At 43.9% G+C, this 19888-nt stretch carries 12 protein-coding genes; 10 read left to right on the plus strand and 2 right to left on the minus strand.

What is annotated here, in order from left to right; translation table 11 throughout:
- The first annotated feature begins 32 nt into the window (after positions 1-32).
- From KO533_RS14750 to KO533_RS14790, 9 genes are all read left to right on the plus strand, one after another.
- Positions 33-1847 (plus strand): hypothetical protein, encoded by a 1815-nt coding sequence (locus KO533_RS14750; RefSeq protein WP_219254876.1) that lies wholly within the window; start codon positions 33-35, stop codon positions 1845-1847.
- Entirely contained in the window at positions 1844-5626 is a 3783-nt protein-coding gene (locus KO533_RS14755) for an AAA domain-containing protein (protein ID WP_219254878.1), read from the plus strand. The genes KO533_RS14750 and KO533_RS14755 overlap by 4 nt, the downstream gene beginning before the upstream one ends.
- Entirely contained in the window at positions 5626-6408 is a 783-nt protein-coding gene (locus KO533_RS14760) for a DNA topoisomerase (RefSeq protein ID WP_251073457.1), read from the plus strand. The genes KO533_RS14755 and KO533_RS14760 overlap by 1 nt, the downstream gene beginning before the upstream one ends.
- 2 nt (positions 6409-6410) lie before the next feature.
- A complete protein-coding gene (locus KO533_RS14765; protein WP_198573632.1) occupies positions 6411-7547 on the plus strand; it encodes a DNA/RNA non-specific endonuclease in 1137 nt (378 codons plus the stop codon).
- 6 nt (positions 7548-7553) lie between these two features.
- The gene (locus KO533_RS14770; protein ID WP_198573631.1) at positions 7554-7850 is read left to right on the plus strand and encodes an immunity protein YezG family protein; all 297 of its coding nucleotides are present in this window, start codon (positions 7554-7556) and stop codon (positions 7848-7850) included.
- Positions 7851-7936: 86 nt separating this feature from the next.
- The gene (locus tag KO533_RS14775) at positions 7937-8587 is read left to right on the plus strand and encodes a hypothetical protein (protein WP_198573630.1); all 651 of its coding nucleotides are present in this window, start codon (positions 7937-7939) and stop codon (positions 8585-8587) included.
- A gap of 567 nt (positions 8588-9154) precedes the next feature.
- A complete protein-coding gene (locus KO533_RS14780) occupies positions 9155-10261 on the plus strand; it encodes a hypothetical protein (RefSeq protein WP_219254882.1) in 1107 nt (368 codons plus the stop codon).
- Between the two features lie 1047 nt (positions 10262-11308).
- Positions 11309-12520 (plus strand): NnrS family protein, encoded by a 1212-nt coding sequence (locus KO533_RS14785; protein ID WP_219254884.1) that lies wholly within the window; start codon positions 11309-11311, stop codon positions 12518-12520.
- Positions 12504-13913 carry an ammonia-forming cytochrome c nitrite reductase subunit c552 gene (locus KO533_RS14790; RefSeq protein ID WP_219254886.1) on the plus strand — a complete coding sequence of 470 codons (1410 nt, stop codon included), beginning with the start codon at positions 12504-12506 and terminating at the stop codon, positions 13911-13913. The genes KO533_RS14785 and KO533_RS14790 overlap by 17 nt, the downstream gene beginning before the upstream one ends.
- Positions 13914-14198: 285 nt before the next feature.
- Here the strand turns inward: KO533_RS14790 and KO533_RS14795 are convergent, their stop codons facing one another.
- Positions 14199-15776, minus strand: coding sequence for an ABC transporter ATP-binding protein (locus KO533_RS14795; RefSeq protein WP_219254888.1), 1578 nt, complete (start codon positions 15774-15776; stop codon positions 14199-14201).
- A complete protein-coding gene (locus KO533_RS14800) occupies positions 15773-17371 on the minus strand; it encodes an ABC transporter ATP-binding protein (RefSeq protein ID WP_219254890.1) in 1599 nt (532 codons plus the stop codon). The genes KO533_RS14795 and KO533_RS14800 overlap by 4 nt, the downstream gene beginning before the upstream one ends.
- A gap of 319 nt (positions 17372-17690) precedes the next feature.
- Between KO533_RS14800 and KO533_RS14805 the strand changes: the two genes are divergently transcribed.
- Positions 17691-19808 carry a TonB-dependent receptor gene (locus KO533_RS14805; RefSeq protein WP_219254892.1) on the plus strand — a complete coding sequence of 706 codons (2118 nt, stop codon included), beginning with the start codon at positions 17691-17693 and terminating at the stop codon, positions 19806-19808.
- The last annotated feature ends 80 nt before the right edge of the window (positions 19809-19888 follow it).

Below are 19888 nucleotides of genomic sequence, written 5' to 3' on the forward strand. Positions count from 1 at the left end.
GACGATATCAGTGGCGATTCAATGGAGCGGTTTTGTCTTTACAGTACAACCACATAAAATTAAGCAGGAATGCTAATGGTACTTTGTTCTCAAAGATTGAGGGCAAAGATGGCGTCATTACGGCATACATTGGCAAAAAGAGCTTAACGGAAAACCACTTCTACGCGCCCCCTATAGTGGAGCGAGAATACATCGCATTAGTCAAAGGGGCGCCTGAAGGTCCTCACTTTATTCAACAGCTCATACCAGTAGAGTTTAGCGATTTCAAACAGCCGATCATGGTAAGAGTCTCGTATCGTGGTGACAAATCACCTCAAATTTCTTGCTCAGATACGCATGGAAAAGAATTACTGAGAATCGTTTCCGAGTCAGATGAAAACTACCGAAAACTCCGTTACTGCGTTTCTCACAATTCGTTGGTAGGGATAAGCTTCTTAAGAGATGATAAAGGATTCAAGCTTGAGGTGGTTGAGTCCAAAGCAAAGCCGACGCAGTTAACGGGTTACTTATACAACATCACTGTCAAGTCGGCCAAAACGAACATCAAATGGTACAGAGCTTGGTTTTGTAGTGACGATGGTCAGCGTCTATATACTGAGTTTCCCAGCTTTTTAATCGATGATTTTCTCGTAGTCACGGAGTCTTGTGAGATAGACAATGTGACGCTCAAGTTTGACCACGAAAACCATCGGTCAACGGTATGTTTAAAGCAAGCAAAGGACGAGCTCGCTCAAAAGCTAGAGGCGCAAAAAATAGGGCACTGCTTTTATTTTCTTAACAGTGATGGTGACAAGTACTATTTTACTTTTGAGACGTTAGGAGTGACCTTCCGCGCGATCGCTTGGCAAAATGAGCTACAGCGTTTAGGTATTGAGTGCGACAAGTTAACTAGTGATGATATCGTTGAAGGGATGCTCAAGGTCACCTTAGAAAAAGAAAAAGGGCAGCTCTATCTTGGGATTATGTCTTCGACTTGTACCAATTACGAAGGGTTTATTACCTATGAACGCAGCTTTATTAATAACAAGATCAAAAACTTAGTATTTAAAACACAACCCTTTGATGGAAATCAGTTCATCATCAAACAGTCGGAGCTGTTTGCTCAAAGTGTCATTGATTATATCGAAAAAGGAGCTTTGGATAGAGTCAGTTTATACGATTTTAAGAAAAACAAAAAGTCTGCGCCAGAATGGAAAATAAAGTCGAAGGATCCCATTGCGCTCGTCCCGAATCATAACCATCAAGATCTGGTCCCGTTTGAGGGCAAAGCGGCGCATGATTGGTATGTCTATAGTCAAGAGAAAGATTCCCCTTTCGGTAAAGTCTACAGAGAACTCGATCGTTACGCATTGCGAAACCACTTAGTTTGTCAAGTCATCTCACAGAATGTCGCGCATATGATTTTTATACCCGCACCTCTGCTGAAATTACAGGGAATAACCCAAATAGGTGCTGGAGCTTTGATCCGGGGTAAAGCAAGACTCGAACTTCTTGAACTGTTTACCGAGGGGCAGCAAGGGTGGCTCGCTGATAGCTGTGAAGTCATTGATGATGGTGAGCGCGGCCTGTCTGGACAAAGGAGCATCTATATCGAAGAGCTTATATTCGTCTGCGAGGAAGCCAGCCAAGCATTTACGTATTATGATGAGAAATCTAAAGCAAACAAAACAGTCCATGTTTACCACTTAATGTCTTTAGATAAAAAGCGAACCTTTCAATTCAAAGACTATAGCCATCAGTTATTAACGATATCAGAGCCTGAATGTTACCAGTACGCTTGTAAGATCCAGGTAACCGGTCAATTCAACAATGTGAAAGAAATCCTTTCCGGTAAGCTTCGCCAATGAATGCTCTAAAATGTCTTTACGCCTTAACGTCATATAACAACATCGAAGTGTTAAAGAACACTGAACGAACAAGGCTCATACTTCCTGACTCAATCGAAGAATGGGACAAGGATTTAAGTCAGAAACTCACTTCGAAAAAGTTGCCAACGCCAAATGGTTCCAGTTATTTGATTTTGGAGATGGTCAAGCGCGGTGAGAGTCGAGGCTACTTGTTGTTGGCCATTCCGGTCAAAATCGATATTCCAAACGACAAAAGCGGTTTCTTTCTCCACCCAAACCCTATCAAGCCGATTCAAATTAACCCAGAGTATCTGTTAGGTGAACACAATGAGAGTAAGCCTGAGCTGATCTTGGCTAGCTCATCGAATGCCTTAGAAAATGTAGCGGCCTATTATCAACTGGGGACCTTAAAGTCTTGGTTAAAAGAGGCAAAGGAGCTTTTTTATCATACCTGCGAGGTCAGTAGCTTACAGGAATTGACCAAGTCAATCAGTGGGCAATTGGGCAATATTGACTTAACTGTCCAGTTTAGCATTTCGTCGGTCCTTGATTCTGAAGGCTCGTTAACGCATATCTCGAATCTATACCAAGGTCTGCTTGCCGACAGGGCGGAGGATTGGCAGCATACTCCTCTAAAAAAGTTACTCGCTACACTCGAAGGCGTCAGTTGTTCGCAGACGTTATCAACCCAGTTTCTTGAGGCTCAAACGGGTTGGTACAGTGGCCACATAGGCTCGAGTCCCATCATGGGGCATATGGACACAAAAACGGGGGGGGGCGATCCGAAAAAAGCGCGTGAGCTGTTTCCATTAGATAATACACAACGTCATGCGGCTATCATGGCTCGACATCTTGGTGCTTGTGAGGCCCAACACCCCGAGTTGGGTCATATTTTGGCAGTAAGTGGCCCTCCTGGCAGTGGTAAGACATCCATGTTAAAAGCGGTCATTGCTCAAGAAAGTGTCCTCGCAGCTCTAGAGGGAAGACCGTGCCCGATCATCGTTGCTGCGGGTGCAACGAACCAATCAGTGAAAAATGTCGTCTCCGCCTTTCCTGACGTATTACATGATGACGATGACGACTTCATTTTGTACCAACGCTGGCTACCCAAGATCAATAACTACGGTAGCTTTTTAGCTTCCAATGATGCGTTAAAAAAATTCACGGAAGAAGAAAAAGTCAAAACGCCAGTGATTGAATCTTTTGGTAAAGAGAGACCCTTTGTCTTTGGTTGGACAAGTGTATGTGAGGAGCTCAATCACCTCAAATCCTTGCCAGAGCATGAAACGTACTATTTGGCCAAATTACAGCTGTATTGCCAAAAGTTGGGGCACCCATACATTGACGATATAGAACAAGCGAAACATTATCTGCATAAGTACTTAACCGAGAAAAGTACAGAGATGCTTGCTGTGGCGAAGCACTGCGTGGCTCAAATTAGAGCAGGACATTTTGAGCCTAAAGCTTTGTTCCCAATCTCTGAGACTTATTATTCCTTGCCATATTTCGTCACGGTTAGAGAAGAGTTTTCAGCTTGGTTACAAATGGACAAAACCAGTCGAGGCTATCTGGATATTGTTGCACGTTTAAATCGCGAACGTATTAGAGATGAAGCCATTTCAGAAGTGGAATATGTCGAGAAATTACACGGCGTAACGGTAGATATCTACATTGAACACCTTCTTGATACCTCGTATCGACCGTTATTGTTTCACATCGCGGCTAGGTATTGGGAAGCGGAATACCTCTTATCACTGAGAAAATCAGTTCTGTTTGCTCAAACAGAAGAGAACATTATTGAAGGGTTAAGGCGTATCTGTATGGTCACGCCTGTTATCATCTCAACCCTTCATATGCTGCCTAAGTTACTGCAGATCAAAAGCTATACACCAGGGGCCATACAGCGTTCTTTTGTGTACGGCGGGATAGACTTGCTGATCACCGATGAGTCAGGACAGGCCGATATTCGTTTAGGTCTCCCTTCCATGTCGCTGTGTAGAAAATTGATCAGTGTTGGAGACATCAGCCAATTAGAACCAGTGATTGATAACAAGAAAGATATCTCAGCCTATGATGACTACAGTGCTTGGTTAAAGGAAGGGTACAGCGCTAAGCAAATTACACGCTTGATAGAGCTTGGTTTCACACCGACCTCTGGGAGTTTATTGCATTTGGTCATGCATGCGTCAACGTACTCCTACCAAGGTGCAGGCTTTATGTTGAGGGGGCATTACCGTTGTTTTCAAAAAATCATCGATTATTGTAATCAAATGGTTTATGACAATAAATTGTTCTACCTGCCAAGCAATGATAAAGAAGTCGACCCAGAAGATCTACCTGCTATGGCTTACGTGGAAACGCCTGGGTCTTCGGAAGCCGGAGAAGGAAAGAAATCCAAGGTTAATTATCAGGAAGCCAACCTCATCGCTGAAATGGTGGTTTTCCGTTATCGAAGTTGGCAAGAGCTATTGAAAAAGGGAGATGCTCTGCCTGCGCTCGCTTCCATGCTTGCGATCGTAACCCCCTTCAATAAACAGCCCAAAGCGATTCGCGATGCATTGTATAAAACCAATGAGGCACACGGTCACGTAATTCCTGAGTGTGAAATCAAAGACACGACGATCGATACTATTCATAAGTTACAAGGCGCGGAAAAAGACATCGTAATATTTTCTGGCGTACAGACACACTGTGATAGCGCACGACTGTTCTTTGAGAAGCAACCCTTCTTACTCAATGTTGCGGTCTCAAGAGCAAAGAAATCGTTTATCGCCGTAATTTGCCCTAAGTTGTACCACTTAAACCAAGTTTCATTCGATCCGCGAGCGTCCAAAGGTTCGAGCAACTCTGTCCAGTTTCTAGGGCTTTACCTTAACCAACATGGTAAACGTCTGTTCCCTAAACACCTATTTATCGTCGAAGCGAAAGGCAAGGTGAGTGTACTGTCACGGATGCTTGGGCAAGAATATGTCGTCTACCCAACCAATGGTGCTGTCACCAAATCTGGGTTGCAAGAGGACAATATAGAGACGGCTCGACGACAATTGTTGCCCGACTATGGTTTAAACAACAATGGCATACAGGCTTTGGACTCAATTCTCACCGAAGGCCCGAAAGTGAAGAGTATTTTACTCGCAACTGACAATGACAATGTTGGCGAGACCATCGCTTGGCACTTGTTCCAACATACGAAAAAAATAGCCCCCGAACTCGCGCGTAAAATGATCCGTGTCCCGCTCAATGCCATAACCCAAGAACATGTTAGTGTGGCCAAGGACAATCCGAGAGACTTTGATTTAAGCATGGTTTCTGCAGAAATCAGTCGTGACATTATTGATAAGTGGGTTGCTCAGCGAATGTATGCTGTAATCCAACAGCATGCGTCTCTAAAGAATAAGAAAGCGATTGGGATGGGCCGTGTCAAAGCCGCGGTGCTCGACTTATTGAACAAGCAAAAAATGGAAGCGGAGCGAGTACGCTCAACGTCTATTAACGTGACCCTAAGCGTGAATGGCAGAAAGATACAAGGGCGACTGAGCAACATGTCACCTAATGATGTGATCAAATTTAAGAATCAATTAAAAGACAAAAATATTACCTCGATGGTGAGTGATCCGGAACGGTACAGCTTTAATAAGTTTGAGAGCAAACTCAACTCTTACTCTCCACCCAATCGTTCGACAGCGGGATTGTTACGATATGCCTACCTCAACTATAAATTTTCCCCGAGTTTGACCATGGCCTTACTTCAGCGCTTGTATATTGGAGATAATGTTTGATGAACAGTGCACATGATGACATTAGTGTCTTGAGCCCTGATGTGTTGGATGAAATCAGCGATCCAAAGATGAAAGCGTTGTTTGAGCTGATTTTGCACATGGAAGAAGCTGAAAAGATGGGAAATGCGGAAACCATCAAGCAAACCTTAGAGTTCACTTTCAATAGTGAAAATGGTCAGGCCCCAATAGTGTTTGAAGTCGAGTCAGTGACTCAATCAGGATGGTGGGAAGGAGAACTGTTTCAAGATAATCGGATTAAACCTAAGCTAGAGCCGTCATTGACGAAACATGACTTAGACGCTATCGAACGGGGGGATTTTGTGATCACCTTGGAAGGCGAGGAGGTAGCATTTCCTGCACTTCGTTTGGATGAGTTAATTGAGCAGATGGAACTGTATGGGATAGCACGTCCTTCCACAATTGAACATATTCTAAGTACGTTAATGAAAGACTCCTCCTTGATAGATATCAATACCAATGTCGATGAGGTGTCCGTGACCCAAACAGGTCAAATAGTTCACGAGATTCTAAAGGCACATTTGGGTAATGTCGGAACCTTCGAGTGGAATGGGGCACTTTCAAGCACCTTGCAGGATGTAGAAAACGGGTATCTATCTGCAGATATTCCTATACTTATGGTTTACGAAGATCTGTTCGGATATGAAGAAAGAGTTAAGGTCAACGAGATGACATGGACGGACCCCAATACGCTTTATTCGCAAGATAAGCGTTCAGAGCGTGTTGGTGGTCTAGTTACTAAACTGTATAAGACAGTTGAATAGCTATGGGTTATATTACCTACCCCCGTAGTACAGGAGAAAATTTAAACAAACAACGTTTGCAAGAGATTTCGAGACTCATTCGAGCACTCTCAAGCAAGGTGAGTCTGAATGATCTCAACAGTATTATGACACTGTTACATTTAATCGGTTGGCATCGTTTACCGCCGCATTTGAAAAGACTCCTTCTCGAGCACTTGTATCAAGATCTCTACGCGAAGTTAGAGCCCGATGTGACCTCGAACCCAGATGAAATGCAACAGTATCGGGAGCATATCCAAACGCTCAACGCGACCATGGTGTCCATTGGTCTTTCTCTTAGTCCTGATGTCGAGCAACCAATCCATGAGAGGCTCAATGCAACTGGGCTGTTTGACTTTCGAGTTGTGCCCCAACAGTTGAGCGCAAGCAGTCCATCAGTATTGATAGACTCCAGTGGCATGACATTGAGTTTGGCTGATGATAACCATCCTGTCTCCGATCAATCAGGCCAGGCGATAATGCAAGCCATTCATTCACATCCAAGTGAAGCTCTCGTCTTGCAGAAAAGCTTTATGGCAGGTAAGCACTCTACGATAGAAGTTGATAGCCAACGTCAGATTAAGCAAGAGGTGGCGCCAACGAGTGTAAAAGATTCGGGTAATGTAGTTACACTCGCGCCAGGCCAAAAAGGCAGTTGGAATAAACAGCTCAATACGAAGCTTGAATCAAACCAAAGCTACAAAGTTGGTGATCATACGTATAAGACAGATGCTAATGGTCGTGTTAATCGAGTCAGTGGTAAATTGGAGCTTAAAACAAGAGATAGAAGCACCTATCAACAATCAAAATCCAGTAAAACAGGCGGCATCAAAGACGCTCTTCCCCGTGATGATGGCGGTCACTTGGTTGCATCGACCTTCTCAGGCGCGGGAGAACAGATCAACTATCTCCCAATGGATTCCAACCTCAACCGCAGCGCCTGGGTAAAAATGGAGAATGAATGGCGAAACGCTTTAAAAGCCGTCCCTCCTAAAGACGTAAAAGTCGATATCTTGCCCCTCTATGGTAGAGACAGTAATCGACCTGATGCTTTCGCAGTCAGATATTGGACTAATGGCAAAAGCAAAGTAAAATTCTTTTATAATCGACCAGAGAATTGAACAAAAATGACCGTAGATGATCTCTACCTTACTATCGCTCAAGACATCGTTGATGCGATAGATGATCAATGGAGTAGTGCCATTGTTGTATTTTATCGAGAAGAAGACGCGGGTGAATTTGAGTGCGTGTACAAAAAAGATGACTCAGATAGTGAGCATGACTTTGTAGTTAGCTATGATGCCTATAAAGCTTTTGAAGAACTTCATCAAATTACTACCGAGCATGGGCATAATACTTGGAATAGAGCCATATTCACTCTCCAGTCAAACGGTGATTTTAGCATTGATTTTGATTCGGTTTAGAAAGTGACTCAACAAGTTGAGTTCAACGTTGACATGCACTTCCCTCAAGACTCCCAATCAAGAAGGGTACAATTAGGATCCTAAGTATGAGTCAAGAAATAGATTTTAGTTATTGGCCTTTCACTCGAGATTTGTGTGTGGAAAAACTCAAATTCACCCAAATGGAAAACCCTTCTTTAAGTTACAATTTAGAGTGGATAGAGCTGAGTATCGAAACTTTTGCTGTGGAATATAGCAAAAGCCCTTCCTTACCTGATAATGCGCGCCTACTGGAATCAATAGCTGCCTCTTTCGATCGCATGTCAAACAGAGACTTGGCGAATGGAATTGAGGACAATCCTCAGTGCCAAAAAGCTATTGCTGACGTGATTAAGGCGACGCTTTGTCTGCCCCTTTCACCAGACAACCTTGAGCGTATCAACCGACTGTATTCATTAATGCCTAGGGTTCCGTCATTCGTGCTATTGGATGCTTACATCATGTATCAGGTTACGTTTGGCTACACCAATTTATTGGATGATTGGGATCAAAACTTCGAACGCAACAGTAAAATATACGGGTGGAATACGCTCAGTCGATCGCAGATCGATTATGGAATCGCGCTGGTGAAACAATCGGCCCCCGTTGATGAAAGCTTAAAGCAGCAATTAGCGGAACAGATAAAAATGAGCAGTGAAAATTCGGCGATGCCTATTGCCGCTCAAAGTAGGCTGAATTGGTTGAAATTTCTCGACTAACTTTATGTGCCCACAATAGATAACGCATGTATTGCTATCCTTATAAAATTATTTTTTTGCTAACTCAACGATGACTATTTATAATTAAGGTTCATCGCAGTTATCTGGGTAGAGCAACCCTGTAAACAATTTTGTGCAACTGTTCTTGCCCCAAAGTTTGCTAGAACACTTTTACTCAATTGCAAATTGACGAATGAGTTGCCCTACAAAATCTCATCTATAAACCCTGCTTTTAGTGTTTTATCTGATTATTTGACTGTTCAAAACTGGATAGGCATACAGTCGTATTAAAATCGAATGGGTTTTGAGTGTTTCCAAGCTTATTCGTTTGCGTGTTTTTCCTGCCTTAAATTAACAAATTCTATTAAAATCATTGATATATATTTTTACCAAATTAGTTAATAGGTTTGGAAAACGCGCATGCGCGTTTTTCAGGGTGGCGTATTTGATAGAAAGCTGATAATTTCTTTGCAATACAGATAGTTAATAATGTGCGTTTTTACTGATCTAATGAGATAAACAGCGCAGCGCATAAATACTAAGACGTTAGCTTAAGGAGGAGTCGTGATGGAAAACTGGCCAATCTGTGGACGTGAAGTTCACTTGCATGGAGGTCTATTAGCGATCAATGAACCCCAATCAAATATGGTTAGACTTTGGCCAAATACTTTATGTGGTAAATGCTATGGAATAAAAATTCCGACTTATGGGAAAATATATACTGAGATTGAAAGTCTCGGGATTGAAATTGTCGGCATCGAATTTATCACACATGAAACTGAGGCAACAGGAGAGTCACCTACTCAATGGAGAGCCTACTCTGCTCAACAGAAAATTTGGTCAAACTGGGATGCAACACAGTTGTGGTCACAGATCGGTAATGCTTCATATAAGCACAAAGATGGGGTGTGCTACGACTTATCCAATAGAATTTCTTACCAGCTTACATCATTAAACTTAAGGCTAAAAGATTTGTCGCTGTCGTATCGTGACCAGTTGAATGCTTTAAATATTAAGTCAAAACCCAAACATGGCCAGCGTTTTCAAGATGGTTTCACTGACATTGTATATCAGAAATTTCATTCATTCCTGTTTGATGCTTGCATCTTGCGCGATTACTTATCGGAGTTTGTTTACTATTTTTCTAGGGGAGGGGCACTAAGGGAAGTAGGTCAAAATGTTACAACAGCTGGGGGATTATATAAATTACTTAAGAATGATACTGAGCTAAGCTCTTTTGAGAAGCATCTTAAAGAGTGTATGGATGATGGTGGCTGGTTGAAAGAGTTAGGTGCTTATCGAGATTTGGTTATGCACTCAGCACCTATCAACATTGCAAACCATCGGCTCTATTGTATTCAAGAGATTATTCTACTACCTGATTCCAAACAAGCTCAATCAGTAAGATTTCCAATTCCTAGCAATCCAGATGGTCTTTATAAACAACGTAGCAAGAGAGATGATTTTGTTAAATATGTTAATGCACTAGAATTGATAGCAAAGGCTGCCTTAGATGATTATGGGGAATACGATTGTTTAAAATATGCCCAAAATATTTCTACTAAGCTTTCTAACCTCGCTTTAGAAAGTGTACCACTTGCACCTTATCAGCCGATGATTCAACAGTTTATAAGAACTGATAAAGGTATAATATCTGGCTTTCAACATGTATAAGCTAACAAACAAAGGTAGCCGACGCGTACCGCGCAGCTGCTTTGAGCGTTAACCATAGAATTTTTTATCCGAAACAGACGAGTTAGAGTTAAGGCTTTAACTCGGAAATGTCCAAAAACGAGTTAGAGGAAGAGCATATTGAGGTTAGTCGTCTAATCCTATAAGAGTGTGATAGCTAAGTGAGTGCGAATAGATATCCTTTTCTGTGATTAAAATAGTTAGAAATTTATAATGTAAAACATCAAGAATCATGTGCTTATTAGATGTTTTTTCGAGTTTAACTTTCTAAAAAAAATCTTATCTTATTGATTTTTATATTTTAAATTACTATCTCCAAAACCGATGGTTGCGGGTTCGAGTCCTGCCACCCCTGCCAAATAAAACAACGGCTTGCATAGAAATATGCGAGCCGTTTTATTTTGTGTTGAATAAAGCATAAAAAATGATTTTGCTTGGATTGAATAACTCGCCATTTTTTAACGCTACCAATTGCTGGTACTATTTCCATTTTTCTGTCGTAACCCTCCAACATAACTGCGGCTTGTAGGCTATTTACTGTCAATGCTTGTTCATCAAATAGGTTGTTGGCTAAGTCACTAATCCGTCAGTTTTTAGCCTGATAATCGACGCTAAAGCGAGTTACCGCATAATCCTCTGCAACTGTCATCGCCGTTATAAATCGAGCTGCCTGTGCTATCAAAGTCTTGGCTGTGTTCGAAATAAGATAGGCCAATAAAGCCACGGTTATTTAAATCAAAACGGTATTTCTCCCATCTAAAATTTACCAATGTGTGACTGTTTGTGCCGTTACCTGTGTAAAAGTTTGCATCGAACCTTTGTCCGTCATGAACCCGCAGTACATTGATCAAGCCTATTAGCTGTCAGAAATGAGTATTCCACGACACTTTATTTTTTGTTCATCTTTGGGATCTTAGTTCCAAAATCTAAGATTTAGTTTGAATTGAAGGTCATAACAGTACAATATAAGGGCTATATTGAATGCATCTTAAGTGTGTTCATCATCGTTCTGCAACTCGGCTAACAACTATGCTAAATATTGATGATCCTACACAAACCGAACGTACTCACGCGTTATGGCGCTTAGGCTTTAGACCTTTTTTCCTTGGGGGAGCAATATTAGCTGCGCTATATATCCCTTTGTGGCTATTAACTTGGTTTACTCCCCAATATAGCTTTTTCCCTTCATCCTTTTGGAGCAAGATACTGCCGCTATGGTGGCATCCACATGAAATGCTGTTCGGTTTCGCTATGGCAATTGTGTGTGGATTTTTGCTGACTGCCGTTCAAAATTGGACCAACCAACCCACATTAAAGGGATGGCCACTCGCATTGACCTTTAGCTGCTGGTTACTGGCACGATTATTACTCTTACTCCCAATGCAAGTTCCGCTCATTTTGCCCGCCTTGTTTGATTCATTGTTCCTTGGTATGGCAAGCCTTACCCTATGGCGCTGCATTTATAAGGTGAAGCAATGGCGCAATATTGGTTTTCCGCTCATGTTGTTTGCCGCACTCGTGATTAACAATGTCAGCTATTACGCTTTATTTGAACGCGACTTTATTCTTGCCAACCAGATCTGGCAGGCGATGTTATGGTGGTTAGCCTTACTTATCACCATAGTCGGTGGGCGTGTGATTCCATTCTTTACCGCGATGCGCATTAAGGCCACTAAAGCAGATCCCTTAACTTGGATTGAATACCCGCTGATCCTGACGATGATCTTGCTCGTCATTCAATCACTCATCCACCTTATACCTCTGGAAGTCGAGCGAGGCTTACTGCTCATTGCGGGGCTCTTGCAGCTGGTCCGATTTGCACGCTGGTTACCCCATAAAACACTGAAAGAACCTATGCTGTGGTCCTTGCATCTTGCCTATTTAATGTTGCCACTCAGCCTGTTAGCCATGAGTTGGTATCTCGATAATGAATATGCCTATCGCAGTCTGCTTCACCTATTTGCTATTGGTTGTATGGCTACCCTGTGTCTTTCGATGATTTCCAGAGTGTCACTCGGGCACACAAGTCGAAATATTTATGAGGGCCCTAAGATGATCTTGGCATTTATTTGCCTACCGTTAGCGGCACTGCTCAGGGCGCTAATGCCCATCTGGTTTCCGGCCCACACCCAAGTCTGGTTATGGTTGGCTGGCAGTTGCTGGTTTATCGCATTTGCACTGTTTGTATGGCACTACTTGCCGATACTCTCTCGCCCCCGTATCGATGGGCGCCCAGGTTAATATTGATGTTAGGACAAAAGGATACAAAGTGAAAATTTATTTAAAAACAGTTACATTGCTAAAAATGATTTGCTTGCTCGTCATAACTATATGTACATCTGTAGCGGCTTCCGATACTAGCAATCAACAAAAATACCCTAACCAATATCAATCTTGGCAAGCGACATCTGAACAGGTCGAGCGTGAGGATATGCTCGCCAATTATCCCGCCAGCATCATACTCTGGGCAGGATCTTCCTATGCCAAAGAGTACCATAGCCCACGTGGGCATCATTTTGCCGTTGCTGATGTGACGCATACTTTACGTACAGGTGTCCCCCCTAAGGCAGGAGAGAAAGGATTATCCGCTAGTTGTTGGACCTGCAAGACACCGGATGCCCCTAGATTGATTGAACAACTAGGATTTGAAGGATACTCCGCTAAAAACTTTACCGATCTGGGCAAAGAGATCCAAAGCGTAGTGTATTGCAGCGATTGCCATGAATCTGGCACTAATAAGTTAACTTTACCTCGCCCCCATGCCCAAGAGGCTATGGCTAAAATTCACCTGCCATTCGATAAACAAGATACCGATATGCAAGGTGCGCAGGTATGTGGTCAATGTCATGTCACTTACTATTTCCGTCCGGAAAAAAGTAATGTTGTAAATATTCCCTGGATTTTTGGCAGCACAGCCGACGATATTGAAAAATATTATGACACTCGCCGCTTCTTCGAATGGATCCATCCTCTTTCGAAAACGCCCATACTCAAAGCACGTCATCCTGAGTTTGAACACTGGAGTCGCAGTAAACATGCCGAAGTCGGTGTCACTTGCATTACCTGTCATATGCCAACCCAGCAGGATGCAAAAGGTGTTGAATTTACTAGTCATAAAGTTGATAAAGCCTTACCGCATTTTGATAACAGTTGCAGTGGCTGCCATAGCAGTAAAACCAAAATTGAAACCAAGCTCGCGGCCAATAAATTAACGATTGAGACCAAAGCCCGCGAAGTTGAAGCTCTGCTCGTCAAAGCCCACTATGAAGCTAAAGCGGCATGGGATGCAGGTGCTAAATGGGAGAATATGAATGAGCCCATTATGGCGATACGACACAGTCAGTGGCGCTGGGACTTTGCCATGTCTTCACATGGTTTATATGCACATAATCCACAAGAAGGTAAGCAGCTTTTAGATAAAGCCATCGAACAAGCGAACGAAGCACGTCATCTGCTCGCTGGAATATTGAAGCAACTTAACGTGACTCAAGTTAGCTATCCAGATATCAGTACTAAGGAAAAGGCCCATCAAGCGATAGGGTTAGTTGAAGCGGATTTAATCAAAGAAAAACAAAAGTTTATTGAAGAGGATGTTAATAAAAACTGGCACCCTGTCGCAAAATATGGTTACTAGTTTATTAACGGGTGGCTGATAATTTGAGGGATTTTAAAGCTCAAAAGCGAGAGGAAGTTCGAGTATTTATGCTTTGATTCAGTGAGTGTTATGCCAACAAGGCTTGGTCGGTTCTACAGCAATGCTCATCTTCTTTGCACGAGCAATAACTGCAGCCGAAATGATTCATGTCATTTCGGCTGCAGTACATAACTCATTGAGATGTTGGTCTGTAACGACAAATTAATCACTGTAATCTGTGTCAGACATCTGTAATTCAGTTTTTTAATGCGTAGAAAGCCGATCCTACTTTGAGGCAAGTGATTGATGAAATTCTATTATCTTGGTTGGCTGCCAAAGTGATTGGTTTCGGTGCGAAACTAAAACCAGTGTACAACTCTGTTCGCAAATAGCCTTGACTACGCGCTTTTCTGTCTCTTCATCCAATGCCGAGGTGGCCTCATCCATTATCAGAATCGGCGCATTTTTGATAAGCGCGCGTGCTAAGGCAAGCCTTTGGCGTTCTCCTCCCGATAACCCTGCGCCTTGCAAGCCGACTTCTTGGTAAATGCCCAGTTCTGATCTGTCTAATACTTCATCCAGTGCCACTTGGCGTGCCGCTTTATCTACGGCTTGATCGTCGGCATCAGGGTTACCAATACGAATGTTACTGGCAATGGTGCCTGTAAAGATGAGTGGATCCTGCGGCACATAGGCGAAAAAGCGGGCAAGTTCAACAGCGGGGATTGACGTGAGTGGCACTTTGCCCAAAGTGATCAGGCCTAGGGTGGGATCATCAAAGCGCATCAATAACTTAAGTAAGCTGGTTTTACCTGAACCGCTCGGGCCACAAATCAGCACGCGTTCACCTGGCTCGATAGTGGTATTGATATTTTGCACCGCAGGGGGAAATGTTACGTTATTCAATTCGATTGTATGATTGTTCGGTGTCTTTTGTTGCACTTGGCTTGGATCTTTGAGCATTGGCGCATGAGTCGCTTGTCGATAGTGTTTAATAGCCGCTAACTGATCATTAATGCTTATTGCCGCCACGGCGAGAGTTTCAAGTGGCGCCGCCGCGCGCATGGTCAACATCAAGACAGCGAGCAGCATTGTCGTATTGTTTATACCGGATAGCACCAGATAGAATGCCATGCCTGCAATAGGTAAAAAACTGGCGATAGCCGACAGTAATGTTGCTATGGCAGCGGCGCGATTAGTTCGTTCCAGTGCGATTTCTTGTGTTTGCCAGTTTTGCTCCAATCGTGTTGTTGCGCCGCTATATCCTGCTGCTGTGCGCAGTAACTCTAAGTGGTCGATCAGTTCAAGGGTTGACTGATCTGCTGCCAATTCAGTGTTGTTTCGGTCCATATCTGCGCGGGCAAGGGCTCGTTGCGCCATACTCTGAATCACAAATGACACGAGTAACAAGCTAGCCAACATCAGTACCAGTGGCATGCCACCGATCAATCCTATGCCAAAGGTAATGCAGAGCGGAATAAGCGGTGCATGAATAAATACCTGAAATTGATGTGCCGGAATACTCATAAAGCCAGGAATGCTCCGGGAGACAGTTTCTATGAGTAGTGTCCTGACACTCGGTGTAAACCAAGATAGTTTAGCTTGTTGCATGGTCGTGCCTAATGCACTGTAGAGCGCATTAGCTAGCCTTGCGCCAGCCCAAAAACCTGAACGCGAAGCCAGTATTGTGGTGAGTATGGTTATCGCGGCAATGGATAGCACTTTTTGTGGTGATTGCTGCTGAGTAATGGCTAAAGCCAGTTGAATGTAGCATGCCGCTTCCAATATGGCCGCCACAGCCCAACCGCAGGCAACAGGTATTAAGTGCTTTATGGCTGCGTAATCTTGGGGACGATTTATCATTGGCCTTCTCCTTCCCTGTGATGCTTGAGTGCGAGCTTGTCATCCGCCAGCTCGGCAAGCGTTAAGTCATGGGTGACCATCACAATGGTTTTGTGGTTTGTTTTTGCGTGATGGCGTAGTGCTGTGAACACGTTAAACGCCGTTTCGCTGTCTAGGGCCGATGTGGGTTCATCAAGCAATATCACCCTAGCGGGTGAAAGAAACACACGGGCAAGATTAACGCGTTGTATTTCACCGCCAGACAGTGTGCTTGCATGAGTATTTAAGGGTTTATCCAATTGCGCACAGTGTAATGCTGCTAAGTAATCGTCATCCGTGGCACAAGGTGCGGTGAGCGCGAGATTGTCGGCGATGGGGGTCGCCAGTAGTCCAGCACTTTGTGGTAATAGCATGATCGCGCGATTAATCGAGGCTTCATCCATCTCTTTGAGTGCCATACCAGCGAGTCGAATATCTCCGGCATTTAGCTGCTCCATGCCAGCTAATAAGCGCAGTAATGTGGATTTGCCAACACCACTGATCCCTGTAACTGCCGTCACTCTGTCAGATCTAAATTGATAGTTAATGGGCACAGATTGATTGCTTGTAGACAGTGAAGGCACAACATTCGTGAGGGTGAGCGGCATAGGTGTATTAAGCTCAATATTGCCGCTACCAACAGGGACTCTCGACTGCTTAAGAAAATCCGTTAGCCGCTGAGCGGCAGCGCGGCCCGTGGCAAGATAATCAAGCCCATGCCCGAGCTTTAGGGCTGGCGTGACTATGGCCAGACTGAAGAACAAGGCTGCAGCAAGGTTTTCTGGGGGCCATTCATACCCGATGGCATAGACAATGGCAAAAGTACAAACTGCCTGCAGTAGTGACGTGGCCACGGCGACTGAAGTTGATACCTTGCTTACCCGCTCAAGAATATCCCCAATAAAATGTGTCGTTGCCTTTTGGTAATCGGCCATAGCACCAGTTTGTGCGCCATAAATGCGAAATACAGGCGCACCACGGGCGTAGTCATCTACTGCTGCAGTGATATTTCCCATCACATTGACTCGTGCTTCCCCCTGTTTTGCAGCAAGCCTTGGGATCACCACCAAATAGAAAAGTGCGGCGACTAGACCTGGGATAAGGGCAAGTAATGCCACTAAGCCCGCACTTAAGATGAGCAAACCGATAGTGATGGCAGGGACAATGATAAAGGTCGCTAGCTCAGAGGGTAAATGCGCGATCATATGATGCAATGACGCTATGTCATCGACCATTAATCGCTTTAACTTTTCGCCCTTATATTTTGCCAAGGTACTTGGTGGCAGCCTGACAAGATGCGCTGCAACATGACGCCTTAATCTTCCAGAAAATTGCGCCTCAGCATTGTGGTTAACCCAAGATGCGCCAGCTGATAGCAACGCTGACACGACCCCAAATATGAGCGCCCCCGCTAACCATAGCGAATGATGGCCTGCAATAAGTTGAATCATGCACCAGAGTGCACCTAGTGTCGTCACGCCAGCACCTGCCGCTAGCAGCATTCCGAAAGTGAGTGCGGGAATCGCCGGACGTAGGGCGAAGGCTAATGTTGAAGTGGGACTGAAAAGTCGCTGCATTTTAATGTTCACCTAAAAAATCGAAGTGGAACAGGCTGGGCTTCGGTCTGGAAAGTGTGATTAACACAAGGCCAATGAAGCGATGAAGTCTTGATATTGCAGAGTAAAAAATAGTCTGAGTGCCAGAGTTTATGGGCAAATGAACATCCACGAGCCAAATTCCTTGTTTCATAAAAATTGAACCGCCATAAGATGGCGACCATATTAAGCGGTCATTTTTATTTATCAACACGGTGTTGATAAATGTTTTGAACGGCGATAATATAATTGATAACTATTCTCATTGGCAACAAATCTTTCGTATAAGGAGTTATTACACATGCCCCGATTTGGTAAGTTTTACCCACAATCAAAGTGGGTTATCGGTTCTCTTGCGCTGGGGCTTAGCGCTATTTCAGGCTCAACTATTGCTGACAGTGGAACTGCTCCAGATAAGCAATCCAAGCAACAAGATGCAGCGGGAAATATTGAAGTCATCACAGTTTACGGTCAGAAAATCGAGCGGACGCTGAAGGAAACGGCGAGCTCAGTGACAGTGATCACTGAAGAACAGTTGAGGAAAAATGCCGACCAATCAACAATTTCTGAAATTCTCGGCGGTACGCCAAACTTAATTTATGCCGGAAATACCGATGCGCCCATTATCCGCGGAACGGATACTAAAGGGCCTGTTGCTGCGGGTAATGCCTACTTATCTAAGCCTGTGCCTGGGGCAACTATCAGTGTTGATGGTAAATATCTGAGCCCCGCAGAACTGGATTTAGGCGCCGCAGGCGTGTGGGATGTGTCGTCTATTGAAGTCTACCGTGGTCCGCAAACGACCAGTCAAGGAGCCAACAGTATTGCTGGCGCTGTAGTGATCCATACCCATAACCCCACTTATACGCCAGAATTTGCAGCACAAGCACTTTATGGCAGTCGGAATAAGCAGCGTTTTTCGGTTATGGCGTCCGGTGCGCTCAGTAATGACTTTGCCGCAAGAATTAGCGCAGATTACAGCGCTAGAGATACCTTTGTTGATTACGTTAACCCAGAGTTTACTGCCCATGATTTAGATTTTGAGTTTAAAAACCAAAATCTACGGGCGAAGTTGCTATGGGAACCCGAAAAATACAGCAACTTTTCCGCCATGCTGACTTATTCCTCCACTGAGGCTAAACGTCCCAGAAACGAGGTGGTATCAGAACCCTATGATGACTTAGAAAATCGTTCAATTTTTCAGGATAATCAAGAAGTCAGCAATCATGTCGGGATTTTTGATCTTGAATATGTGTTCGACAATGGGATGAAGCTGCATAACCAACTGCAGTATTCAGAAGGGCAGTTTGATTATCGCTTCGCAGCACCTTATCAAGGGATTGCAAAACGAGATAATGAAAACTTTTCGAATGATATAAGGCTGAACTTTGGTGACAAAAGTTCAGAGTTTAGTGGGGTTGCCGGTGTCTTCTACTGGGATGATAAAACGAATAACAAGCTGAATAACGTATTTGGTAATGCCGACGCCGACCTGAGACATACCAGTTTTGCCCCCTACGGTGAAGTCATATGGCGCTTCTCACCTAAGTGGGCATTCACCAGCGCTCTTCGTTATCAGTCTGATGAAATTAGCCACGATGGTATTGCCAGCTACATCCCAGGTGTGCGCCATCAATATGAAGAAACGTTTACGGCGTTATTACCTAAGGTTGCCCTGTCCTATGATCTGACAGATAACGTCTTGGTCGGCGCGATGATCAGTGAAGGTAACATTCCAGGGGGCACAGGTATTAACTTCCGCGGCGGCGAATATTATACATTCGATGCCGAATCGGCATGGAACTATGAACTTTTTACCCGTATCGATCTGCTTGAACAACGCTTAATCATAAATAGCAATCTCTTCTACACCCGCTTTAAGGATTCACAACGTTCAGTTACTGACTACCTCGATGGACGTCCCTTTGGTTCTGTCATTATTAATGCCGATGAAGCGCAAAGCTATGGGATTGAATTAGATTGGAACTTTAAAGTTGCCGATAGTTTTAGCTTATATGGTGGGCTGGGTTTACTTGAAACTGAGATAAGTGAATTTAATGACTACCGTGGCGAGGAGTTTGTCGGCAACAAGTTTAGTAAAGCGCCGGGATATATGTTCAATATAGGGTTTGACTATTCAATCACAGACACTATCAAAGTGAGCGGTGATGTGCGTCATACGGATGGATACTTTTCAACGGATACCAATGAGCCAGAGTTAAGAGTGGGATCTTACACTACGGTAAACCTGAATTCTTCCTATCAAATCAACCAATATTTTGAAGCCTTTGTTTATGCACGCAATTTGCTGGATGAACGTGCACCCGTGGCAAAAATGGCTGACAGAAGTACCGGAGGCGTGGATGCATATTTACTTGAACCTCGAGAAATAGGAGTAGGCGTTAGGGCGAAGTTTTAGCGGCTAGCTTCTACCCGCGGTATTGGCTATTGCCATGCAGCGGGTAGCAAGAGCGGTTAGAATGGCTTTTTTGCCTTGGA

This window comes from Shewanella sp. NKUCC05_KAH (assembly GCF_019345585.1).
Classification (GTDB): domain Bacteria; phylum Pseudomonadota; class Gammaproteobacteria; order Enterobacterales; family Shewanellaceae; genus Shewanella; species Shewanella oncorhynchi.